We start from the raw sequence: 11,928 nt of genomic DNA on the forward strand, positions 1-11,928 counted from the left end.
CCATGACAACGTCGACGACCGTGACCGAGACCACGACGTCCCGCCGTCCCGGCCAGGCTGCAGCCCGCAACGGGCAGCAGCACCACGGCGACGACCATGCCGCCGCCAGCCACGGCAGCACGTACGATGGCGGCGGCTACCTGAACCGCACCCAGATGCTCGTCGGCGACGAGGTGCTGGCGACGCTGGCCACGAAGACGGTCGCCATCGCCGGCTGCGGCGGCGTCGGCGGCGCGGTGGCGATCACGCTGGCCCGGATGGGCGTCGGCGGCTTCACGCTGGCCGACCCGGCCGACTTCGATCCGCCCGACATGAACCGCCAGTGGGCCGCCACACACGACTCGCTGGGACGAAACAAGGCGGACACGTACGCCGACGTCCTGCGCTCGATCCAGCCGGCCGTCCGGCTCGCGACGTTCACCGAAGGCGTCACGGCGGACAACCTCGGCGCCTTCCTCGACGGCGCCGATGTCGTCGTCGATTGCCTGGACGTGGCCGTGTCGCCGCTGCTGCGCGTCGGCCTCTACCAGCTGGCGCGCGCCAAGGGCCTGCACGTCTTCTGCGCCCCCATGCTGGGCTTCGGTGCGATCATCGTCGACGCCGCACCGGACGGGATGCCGATGGAGGCGCTCTACGGCCGCGTCTTTGCCGAGGCGGTGGCCACCTCGAAGCTGCCCGACGGCCTGCGCGACCTCGTCGTGCCCGAGCACATCGACGCAATCGAGCGCCACCTGCGGAACCTCAAGGCACCGTCCGTGGCGATCTCGCCGATGCTCTCGGCGTCGCTCATCAGCACGGAGATCTACCTCGTGCTCGTCGGCGAGGGCACGCCCGGCTGGCGGCCGCCGCACTGCCTGCCCGACGTGATGGTCGTCGACCCGATCCGCTCGACGTTCCGTGTGCTGCCGCTGCAGGATCTGGTGGCGAAGCACGCCGACGTCGCCGCACCGGACATCACAACGCCCGACACGCGCCGCGCCGCCCTCGCCGCCGCCGGCTGGAACACGGTCCGCCTGCCCCACGGTGCCATCGCCGTCGACCTGATGAGCGACAGCTGGCGCGAGCGGGTGCGATCGAGCGCGGCGACATCGTCGCGTGCCGCCCCCGCCGACGTCGAAGCGCTGCTCACCGCCCGCTACGGCTTCCCGCACATCGTTCCGGTCCACCGCGGCCGCTTCGCCGAGGCGCTCTTGGCCAAGGCGCTCATCCGCCCCGGCGCCGCCGTCGTGACGAACGCCCTCTTCCCGACCACGCGATTCCATTTGGAGAGCGCCGGCGCGCTCGTCCTCGAGTTCGGCCTTAGGGAGGCGGACGATCTGTACGACCCGCACCCGTTCAAGGGCGAGCTGGATCTCGACCGGCTGGCCAACGTGTTTGCCGGCGTCGACGCCAACGACTGCCCGGCCCCCATCCTGGCGGTCTACGTCGAGCTCGGCGCGAACGCGATCGGCGGCCACGCCGTGCGCCTGTCCCACCTGCGCGCCGTGCGCGACCTCGCCGCCGCTCACGGCGTGCCCGTCCTCATCGACGCCACGCGCGCCTACGCAAATGCAGCGCTCGTTCGCGAACGTGAGAGCGGCCAAGCGGGCCGCCCGCTCGGCGACATCGTCCGCGACCTGTGCGCTTGCGCGACGGCATGCACCGCAAGCTTGAGCAAGGACTTCGTCACGCCCGTCGGCGGCTTCGTCGGCACGCGCGACGAGGCGCTGTTCGTCGGGCTGCGCGACCTGGCGGTGCTGGCATACGGCGACGGGCTCGGCGACGACGACCGGGCGTTGATGGCGGCGGCGGTGGCGACGGGCGCGGCGGCAACGCCATCGTCGGAGGCTGGAACGGACGACGGAGCGGACTTCGCCGGGGATGATGCGGTGGGCGCGGCGGCAGCGATGCGCGCCTCTTGCGTCCGCCGCCTGCACGAAGCGCTCACCGCCCGCTCGATCCCGGTCGTCGGCCCGCCAGGCGGCCACGCCGTCTACGTGGACGCAGCCGCCTTCTTGCCGCACCTCGGCCCGGACGACCACCGCGCAACGGCGCTGGCGAACGCGATGTTCGTCGCGGGCGGCGTGCGCGTGGGCGCGCACCTCGGGACGCCGCGGCAGGCGGCGGCGGGCGTCGATCTCGTGCGGCTGGCGGTGCCGGTGGGGGGGGTGAGCGACGCCGACGTCGAGCGGGTCGTCGAGGCGTTTCGGCAGGTGCACGTGGGGCGGGCGGGGATTGGGGGTGGCGGCCGGTCGACGTGGGCGGCGGAAGGGTCGGCGCGCTCACGGCGGACTTCACGCCGGCTTGAGTCGCCGGGTTGGTCGCGATGCGGCCAAAGGCCGGCCGTTCGGTTCGGGAGCGAAGGCAATCGATATCGCAACACTAAGCAACACCAAGAGATGTCGCAACAACAAGACGAGGAGTGGATGATGGGCAAGGAACCGCAGGGTCGAGCTCCCCGGGCCGTACGGCGAACCGAGCCGGACGAGCCGGTCGTCCAGCGCTTCATGGTCGCGGGCCTCACCACGAAGCCGTCGAAGCTGGCGTTCAAGGTCGTGAAGAGCACGATGCACCAGGAGGACGCGCCCCTGGCGGTCAGGCAGGGAGCGCAACCGGATGCGCAGACCATCATCTATGTACACGGCATCGGGAACAAGCCGCCCGCGTCGGTGCTGAAGTGCCAGTGGGACACGGCGCTCTTCGGGCGGGAGCTGGGCGATCGAAGCCGGCTGGCGTACTGGGTGAATCGGGCGTTCTATCCGACGCCCTCCGCCGACACCTGCATGACCGAAGCCATCGAGAACCTCGACGCCGAAGAAACCTCGACGCGGTCCACCATGCAGATCATCGAGGCCGCGTCCGACGGCCTCGACGCCGGGCTGGCCGCCGAGATCGCCGCGATCGCGCCCGGCGACGAACAACGAGCCTGGCTGACCGGCCTGGCCGAGCGGATGGCGTCGCAGGCCGACAAGCCACAATCAGCTGTTGCGGCGAGCGGCGTAGGGGCGCGGATTCTGCCGCTCCCGCCCTTCGTTCGTCGCTGGATCACCCGCCGTATCACGCGCGTGTTTCTTCGCGACGTCAACGAGTTCTTCTTCGACGATGAGCGCCGTTCGGAGATGGAAGCGAGCCTGACGGAGCGTCTCAGCGCGGGCGGCGGGCCGTTCGTCGTGATCGCCCACAGCCAGGGCTCGATGATCGCCTACAACGTGCTCCGAAGGCTGCCGGAGGCCGATCGCAACGTAAAGCTGTTCTTGACGATCGGCTCGCCGCTCGGCATCGCCGAAGTACGGGACATCCTCAAGGTATGGTCGCCCGACGGCGTGTTGCGCATGCCGCCGTGCGTCGAGCGCTGGGTCAACGTCGCCGATGCCCGCGACCCCGTCGCGGCGGACACAACGGTGGCCGACGAGTACGAGGTGTCGGCCGGTCAAAAGATACGGGACGTGCCCGTCGACAACGCTCAGTCACCGCGCCATCCCCACTCCGGCTCCGGTTACCTGCGGGTCCCGGTCGTCCAGCAGGTGGTGCTCGAGACCGTCGGCAATGCGTTCGTCCAGCCGGTGGCGCGGACGATCATTGCCAAGGACCTGGTCGACGGGATCGAGGATGGTCACCGCTTGGCGAGGCACCCGGTGTTGATCCAGCTGGCGCCAAGGAACGACATGCCCAAGAAGGACGGGCCCAAGGAGGAGATGGAGACCGTTGACACGGTTCGCAAGTCCCTGATCACCGCGATCCATGAGATGGTACGGACGACGGCACGCTCGTCGCAGTCCGATGTGAAGGACGAGATCGAGCAGGCGAAGGTCGAGCCGCTGAAGCGCTTCGTGGCCGCGCATCTCACGCGCCATGAGATCGAGCAGCTCCGGACGTGTTTCGGCGACCTGAAGGTCGAGCGCGTCTGGCGTGATGCGGTCAAGCGGACGCTCGTCCACGCGTCGGTCCACACGATCCAGTCGCGCCCCGCCGTGCTGGGCTACGATGCCACGGGGCGCGATATCGGCTGGGCGGTCCTGGACACCGGCATCCGCGCCGACCATCCGCACTTCCGAATGCACAGCAACGTCAAGGCCCAGTGGGATTGCACGCAGGCCGGTGGCGCTCGGCGATACACGCCTCAGGACCAAGCGTTTAACGGCTTGGACGAGCACGGCCACGGCACCCACGTCGCCGGCATCATCGCGGGTGAGTGCCCGTCGATCGTCCTCAAGCCCGGTGAGCAGCCGCGCCGGTTCGCCGGCGTCGCGCCGCAGACGTCACTGTACGGGTTCAAGGTGCTGAACGACCAAGGCAACGGGCAGGACTCCTGGATCATCAAGGCCCTCGACACGATCGCGGACCTCAACGAGTCCGCCGGCCGGCTGGTGATTGCCGGCGTCAACCTCAGCCTGGGCGGCAACTTCGACCCAAGCGTCTACGCGTGCGGACACACACCGCTTTGCCAGGAGCTGCGGCGCCTTTGGAACCAAGGCGTGTTGGTCTGTCTTGCAGCCGGCAACGAGGGCTATGCGCTGCTGCAAACCGCGCACGGCGACGTTCCGTCGAACCTCGACCTATCGATCGGTGACCCGGCCAACCTCGACGAAGCGATCGCCGTCGGCTCGATCCACAAGACGAACCCGCACACCTACGGCGTTTCGTACTACTCGTCGCGCGGCCCGACGGCCGACGGCCGAAGGAAGCCGGACTTGGTTGCCCCCGGTGAACGGATCCTCTCCGCGCTTCATCAGTTCAAGGCCGTCGACCCCGATCCGAAGACGGGCAACTATGCGGCGGACGATCTCTACATCGAGATGAGCGGCACCAGCATGGCCGCACCGCACGTCTCCGGTCTGCTCGCAGGCTTCCTCTCCGTGCACAGGGAGTTCATCGGCTACCCGGATCGCGTCAAGCGCATCCTGTTCGACCACTGCATCGACCTTGGGCGGGATCCGTACATCCAAGGGCACGGCATGCCCAACCTCATCGGGATGTTGGCGAACACGTGACGGATGGGACCGGGTGATTGTATCTGTGAGACTGCGGCCGAGTCTCGGTGAGTTTACACATGTCTCTCGGTTGGATCGACCCCCGATCTCGGTTAGACAGCCCGCGTGTCTAACCGAGACCGAAGTGTAAACTCACCGAGATCCCACCCCACCCTCGTACGCCCCATCCCACCGGAACGCGGTATCATCGCCCGCGCACGTGCCATTCCCCGATCCGCCTCCATCTCCTGCCCCTCGTCGCCCCAACCGCGGCCGCCCCTCCGGTGTCCCTCCATGTTCCCATCCCCCCACCCTCCCATCACCCCCCGTCCGGCGACCATCCTCGTCGTCGACGACGAGCCCAGCATCCGCACCGTCGCCCGCGCCTACCTCGAGCAGGCCGGCTACCGCGTCGTGTGCACGGACAACGGGCCGGACGCGCTGCTCAAGGCCGAGGCCGAATCGCCCGACCTCGTCGTCCTCGACCTCAACCTGCCGGGCATGGACGGCATGGAGGTCGCGGCGCGGCTGCGGGAGCGGTCCGACGTCTACATCGTCATGCTCTCGGCCCGGACCGAGGAGGCGGACCGCGTGGCAGGTCTGCGCCTCGGCGCCGACGACTACCTCACGAAACCGTTCAGCCCGCGCGAGCTCGTCGCGCGCGTCGACGCCGTGCTGCGGCGGCGGCGGGGGGAGGCCGCGGCTGGCGCAGCTGCCGAGGCGGGCAGGCACGTGCTGCGCTTCCAGCACGTCGTCATCGATCCCGACGGGCGTGACGTCCGCGCCGGCGGGCGGCCGCTGGAGCTGACGCCCACGGAGTTCGAACTCCTCGTCGCCCTCGCCCGCCACCCCAACCAGACCCTCACCCGCGAGCAGCTCATCGACCGCGTCTGGGGCGCGGACTTCTACGGCACGGACCGGGTCGTCGACGTCTACGTCGGCCAGGTGCGGCGGAAGATCGAGGCCGCCAGCGGCGCAAACGTCATCGCCACCGTCCGCGGCGTCGGCTACCGCTTCACGGACGCGCGCGACGGATGAGCGGCGCGCCATGATCGTCACCCGATGTGCGACCCCCGTGTGTGATGTCGCCTGTGCGGCGCCTCATGCGCGACACCGCACGACCCCCACCCCATGACCCCCATGACCCGACTCCGCCAGCTGCGCTGGCAGCTCGTCGCCGCCCAGCTCCTCGTCGTCGTCGTCGGCGTCACCGTGCTGGCCGTGACCGCCGACGCCACCGGCGCCCGCCTCGTCGCGGACGATCTGCGCCCCCTCGCCGCCGCCGCCCTCGCCGCGGCCGCCGTCGGCCTGACGACGAGCGTGCTCCTGCTGCGCCAGATCCTCCGCCCGCTCGACGAGATCGCCCGCAGCAGCGAGCGGATCGCGGCCGGGCGATACGACGAGCGCGTCGCCGTGCCGGCCAGCGACGAGCTGGCGGCCGTGGCGGACAGCTTCAACGAGATGGCCGCCGCCCTCGAAGCCGTCGAGGCCCGCCGGATCGCCCTGATCGGCAACGTCGCCCACGAGCTCCGTACGCCGCTGGCCGGTCTCGAGGGCTACCTCGAAGGGCTGCTGGACGGCGTCTTCACCGCCGACCCCGCGACGCTCCACGAGCTCCAGCACGAGGTCCGCCGCCTGCACCGGCTCGTCGATGACCTCCAGACGCTCTCCAACGTCGAGGCCGGCCAGATCCACCTGTCGCCGACGGACTTCGACCTCGTCGCCCTCGCCCGGCGCGTCGCCGCGCAACTCGGCGCCCAGACGCCCGCCGGCAGCGTGACGATCGACGTCGCCTCCGACGGTGCGCCCCTCGTCGTCCACGCCGATGCGGACCGCGTCGCCCAGATCGTGCTGAACCTCGTCGGCAACGCCGTGCGCTACACGGCCGAAGGCGGCCGCGTCACGATCCGCCTCCGCCGCGACGCCGGCACCGCCCGCCTCGACGTGATCGACACGGGCATCGGTATCGCCTCCGCCGACCTGCCGCACCTCTTCGAGCGCTTCTACCGCGTCGACCGCTCCCGCGCGCGCGCCAGCGGCGGCAGCGGCATCGGCCTGACGGTGTCCCGCCACCTGGCGTGGGCGATGGGGGGCGACGTGGCGGCGGCGAGCGATGGGATTGGGCGGGGGAGCACGTTCACGTTGACGTTGCCGGTGGGTCGGTGAGGGATGTGAACGGCACGGCCCACCGGTGCCCGACACCTCGACTGTCTATGTGTAGGGGGTCGCTCCTCCACGCACTCGGCCACACAAAGCATGATCCGGCCGCTCACGCATCGTGCACTCAAGGTGTGATGAAATCGGCCGCTGGAATGAGGCGCGGGTTGCCAAAGCGCTCCGCATTGTAGACGGTGACGTGAGAGCCCGGCACGTTGAGGTAGAGCGACTCATACAATGCGGTGATCGATCGGGTCGGGTCGGCGGACAGCGTCTGGTACAACTCCCAAGAAAACTGATCGGCCCGCCACAACCCGCCCGCCGCGTCCCAATTCGCCGAGAACGAGTTCTCCGTCGGGCTCGCCGCAGCGACAAGCAGGGCACCCGGCGCAACCACACCGGGCTCGAGCACCCCGGCATGACACGCCTCGACCACCACGAGCAGCCGGCGATGGCGGTCGGTGGCACGCCGGCCATCGAGGGCTCGGCGAAGGAGTGGCGCGTCCAGGTAGCCGCCGCCCCCTCGCCCCGTCGCATCCTCCGCCCCGAGGTGTAGCCCCTCACCTCCGCCATGCCCCACGAGGTACACCAAAGCGTCGTCTCCGGCGCCTCCGCCGAGCACGACGGGTGTCGAAGCGGTGGGCTGCCCCTCCAGCAGCGCTTGCAGGTCATCAGGCCCGATTTGGCTCAGTCGGTAGTCGATCTCGGCACCGGCACGCAGGTCAGGACCGCCGGCCACGTTGCGGACGGCGCCGTCCGGGTTGCGTGGATCGCCGGCGAGGTCGTCCTCGAGGACGAGGATGATGCGCTCGTCGGGCACACCACGGGACTTCAGCAGCTGGTACATGGCCAGGGCATCGGCTTGGTGTCGATAGTTGTCCCAGCCGGTCGACAACGCTGCGACCAGCGCCCACAGGCCACGCCGCTCCGCGACCGGATGCTCGTCCGCCGCGCCGATGTCGGCCGTCGAACGGTGGCGCACCGAGGCCAGCGTGCGCAGCGCGGAGTGGGTCGACGCCGCCCGCAGCGAGCCGGTGCCGCTCAGGTAGTCGGTCGTTTCGTAGGCGCCCGCGCGTACGCGCCAGACTCGGAAGGTGGACTGGGTCGGATCGGTGAACCGGTCGTGGTCGAACTCCAGCGGCCCGGTCGCACCGGTGATGTCGGGCTGCTCGCCGGCCCTCAGCCGGCGCAGTGCCTCGGCGATACCCGCCTTGTCCCAGCCCGTCAGAGAGCCGCGCCCGGTCACGACCTCCTTGATCGCTGCGGCCAGGGCGGGGCCGCCGGCGCCGTCCGATCGCTCCAGGGCGTAGGCGATGAGCACGAGCGCGTCGTACGCCGGAGCGGCGAAAGCGGGCGGCGGGACACCCAGCTCGACCTGGTATGCCGGCTCGAAGCCGGTCGCGGGATCGGGCGCGAAGGCCGTCCCCTCCATACCCTCACCCAAGGCACCGAGCCGCCCGGGCAGGCCCGGATAACGGGCGCCATCGCTGAAGAAGAGCCGCGTCGCGGGGCTGAGCGTGGGCGCGGTGCGCAGCAGGCAGGCGATGTCGTCGATCGACGTCGTGGCGACGAAGAGAACCTCAGGCGCCGCCCGAATCGCCTCGGCCAGCGACGCGGAACAGTCCGGCGCATCCGGCTGGCGCCGGACGATGCCGACCACCTCCATGCTCAGCTCCCGGGCCAGGAAGCCGAACCAGTCGAAGAACGTGGCCCCGTACGGGCCGAAGTCGGTCCACAGCGCGACGCGACGCACGCCTTGCTTGCCTGCGTGTGCGAGCATGGTCTCGGTCTGGGCGACGTCGGACTCGACGGTGCGCCAGAAGTAGTCCCGCCCGCCGAAGGCGCGGAAGATGTCGCCCGCGCTCGCGCTCGGCGAGATGAGCACCCTCTGCGCGGCGATGAAGCGGTCGGCCACGGCGAACACGTCGGCCGACGCGTCCGGACCGATCACGGCCACGATGCCATCGTCGGCAAGGAACCGGTCGGCCGCCTGGGCGGCGGTCGTCGTGGCCAGGTCGGCGTACTCCAGCGCGATGGGCCGGCCCGCCACGCCGCCGGCGTCATTCACCGCGGCCTGCGCCCACGCGAGTGCGGGACGCAAGCCGAGGTCGGCCGACCCTGACAGCGGCAGCATCACGCCGATCCGCAGCGGCGGTTGGGACGCGCAGCCGCACAGCAGGGCTGCCACGGCCACGGCGGCGATGACCGGCCTCACGGTGCCCACTCCGGCGTCGCGGTCCGGGCCGCGTTCCCCGTATGACCGTCTACAGGGTGTCCGGGCTCAGCGTGAAGTCGACCGCGCCGCCATCGACCCATGCCTCGACGTCTAACGCCTTGCTGCGCGCGCGGAGCCTAAGGTCGATCACTTTGCCCCGAGGGACGACAAATTCCGGCGATTTCGTGCTACCGAAGGGAGGGACCGGGGTCCAATCCGTGTAGTGCACGGGCTCCTCGTCACCCGTCGCGACGCCGTCGATGCGGTACTCACGGGCCGTGGCGACGGCGTTCACGGCCGGCTCTTCGAAAGCCACCGTGAACGTGGACGTGGTTGCCGTTTGAGCGAGGATGTTCGCCCGAATATCGCCGACCTTCGGCACGGAGGCGAACTCGGCGAGCTTGATGCGCTGGACGGACGGCCAGGAGTAGACGCGCGTCTGCGGACCATCGGATGGCGACGCCCGGTCCTCAAAGGCGAGCACCTGGAGCATGAGGGCGGCGCGCAGCGGCAGGCCCTCGAGCTTGATCGAGGTGGCATCGCCCGGGACGATTGCCACGGAGTTCGGGCCATCCGGCGCCGCGCCACCGAGCAACGGGGGGTCCGTTTCCGGATGCGCCAGGTCGAACACCTCGTAGCCGGTCGGGCTCGTGACCGGCTTCGTCCACTGCAGTGTGACGTTGAACTGGCCTGGGGCGGTCCGCCGGACCGTCGGGGTAAGGAGCTGCGGGATCGCCGGCCGCACGGTGGGCACAAAGGCGGCCAGGTGCGCGCCGATGTAGTCGTCCGTTGCCGGCCGGAGCACGTTCGTATCCGGGTTGACTTCGGCCTGCCGGGTCGCAGCCAGCGGGAACGGCGCCGGGATGGGCGCCAAGGTCTTCAACGGCTCCCAGGTGATGTTCAAGGTATCACGGAGGTCCCGTCTGCACCCGTATGCGAGGAGGTGATGCACGGTCTCGGACCCTCCGGTCGCCAGAGACCGGACCGTCACGTCGACATAGCGGTACACGTCCATTTTGGATGGGCACGACAGGGGGGCGCTCGAAGCGGGCGCGGCGATGACGTTGAGCTGTACGGCCGAGTTCGTGAGCGGTGCCGAGACCTTCGCTGACTTGTCGAAGCCTGAAAACCCCTGCAGATGCATCCAGGCGGCGGCATCGCCCGCGTACTTGGCCGGAACCGCGGATGCGAGCAGGTCAATGCTCGCGCTGCCCGAAGACGGTAGGCCGCCCATGACCGGCGCCGACACCGGACCGGTCCGGTCACCACCCGGGAAATTGAGGAGGAAGTCGACCCCGCCCATGTTGACACTGAGCGTCTGCACGAGGTTCGGTGCCGCCGGCCAGATCTCCACCGGGCCCGGAGTGGCCCGGCCGGACGTGCCGATCCGGTTGACCAGCCCGACGACGTTGCCCTCGCCGTCGCACAGGTCCAGCGGCCAACCCGCCTCCTGGAGCAGCCGGCGCCCGTTGACCGTTAGCGTCTGGGACGCCGCTTCCGCCGCGGCCGACTCGCCCAGGTACGTGTGCGCCGCGATGAGCAGGCGCGTTGCCTCGATCTGCATCAACAAGAGCTTGGTGGCATAGCCATACAGCTTGCTGTAGTACGGCAGGTCGCCGAACCCCCAGGCGCCGCCGTAACCGCGCTCCGTGCGGTAGGCGACGATCTGGCCGTAGTTGCTCACGGAATAGGACGTCTTGCCGAATTCGTCGGCCAAGACCTTGTCCCACGTCGAGGTGCTCCAGGCGCCGACATCCGAGGTGATCGCGTTCGCCAGGGCTTTGAGCTGCTGGTCGGAGGTGCCCTGCCCCTGCTTGATGTTCGCCAAAGCGGTCTCGAGCTGGTTCGACTTGGGCACGACGGCGACATCGTAGGAGGACAGGAGGCTCGCCCAACTGTTGGCGAAGTCCTTCTGACGGTCGTTCCACTGGCCCTCGACCACCTCGTCGAAGCCCTGGGTAATGCGGTTCTCGATCCGCGCGACGTCGCTGCGCAGGCCGGCCATGTCGCGATCGAGTTGGTCCAAGCGATCCAGCACTTGCTGGTTGGCGCCGTTGCCCGTCCAGTCCATGATGCCGTTGTAGATGCCCATGCCGGAATGGGCGGCGCTGAATACTGAGCTGACCTTGCTCAAGGTCGAGAAGATGGACATGACGCTCGCGGCACCCTGCAGCGAACGTCCGACGGCCAACGTGCGTCCCTCCGCGTTCATCGCGATGAGGGCGCGGGGAGCGGCGGCAGCGCAGTCACCGGTCTCGCCGGCGAGGTCAAGGGACCCGGACTGCGCCGCAGGTGCCTCGTTCGCCACCGGCGACGGTGCACCGTTGGCCGACGGCGGCTCGGACGGCGCCGGTTTCGGGACTGTGCCGGCGGGCGCGCATGCCGCGACGGCGACGAGCAGGGCGGCGAGGACAGGGCGGGCGATGTGGCACGCAGACATGGTGGGGCTCCGGGGAAGTCCGTGGTGGATGCGGCTGACACTTGCAGCGCGCAGGCGGGGTCCAGGTATCGGCGCGCGGCCGCATGGTAGTGCGCGGCGGTCGGGAGTCAATCCGTGCGGGCGCATAGCCCAGTGGCCCTGCGCTCCGCGCGGCGTAACGTGAGAAC

At 69.8% G+C, this 11,928-nt stretch carries 5 protein-coding genes; 3 read left to right on the forward strand and 2 right to left on the reverse strand.

All coding sequences use genetic code 11. The annotated features are described in order from the left end of the window. Positions 1-2: 2 nt before the first annotated feature. The 3 genes from IPG72_12410 to IPG72_12420 all read left to right on the forward strand — a co-directional run bounded on the left by IPG72_12410 (position 3) and on the right by IPG72_12420 (position 7,115). Positions 3-4,970 carry a S8 family serine peptidase gene (locus IPG72_12410; GenBank protein MBK6769791.1) on the forward strand — a complete coding sequence of 1,656 codons (4,968 nt, stop codon included), beginning with the start codon at positions 3-5 and terminating at the stop codon, positions 4,968-4,970. 273 nt (positions 4,971-5,243) lie between these two features. Next, positions 5,244-5,987: a response regulator transcription factor gene (locus IPG72_12415; protein ID MBK6769792.1), complete on the forward strand. Its 744-nt coding sequence runs from the start codon at positions 5,244-5,246 to the stop codon at positions 5,985-5,987. A gap of 102 nt (positions 5,988-6,089) precedes the next feature. Beyond that, positions 6,090-7,115 (forward strand): HAMP domain-containing protein, encoded by a 1,026-nt coding sequence (locus IPG72_12420; GenBank protein MBK6769793.1) that lies wholly within the window; start codon positions 6,090-6,092, stop codon positions 7,113-7,115. A 118-nt stretch (positions 7,116-7,233) separates the two neighbouring features. Here IPG72_12420 and IPG72_12425 read toward each other — a convergent pair whose 3' ends face one another. Together IPG72_12425 and IPG72_12430 are read right to left on the reverse strand one after the other, a co-directional pair. Further along, on the reverse strand, positions 7,234-9,321 hold the full coding sequence (locus IPG72_12425; protein MBK6769794.1) for an ABC transporter substrate-binding protein: 2,088 nt from the start codon (positions 9,319-9,321) through the stop codon (positions 7,234-7,236). A gap of 49 nt (positions 9,322-9,370) precedes the next feature. Then, a complete protein-coding gene (locus IPG72_12430; GenBank protein ID MBK6769795.1) occupies positions 9,371-11,761 on the reverse strand; it encodes a hypothetical protein in 2,391 nt (796 codons plus the stop codon). Positions 11,762-11,928: the final 167 nt, after the last annotated feature.

It is taken from the genome of Candidatus Avedoeria danica (assembly GCA_016703025.1).
Lineage (GTDB): Bacteria > Chloroflexota > Anaerolineae > Epilineales > Epilineaceae > Avedoeria > Avedoeria danica.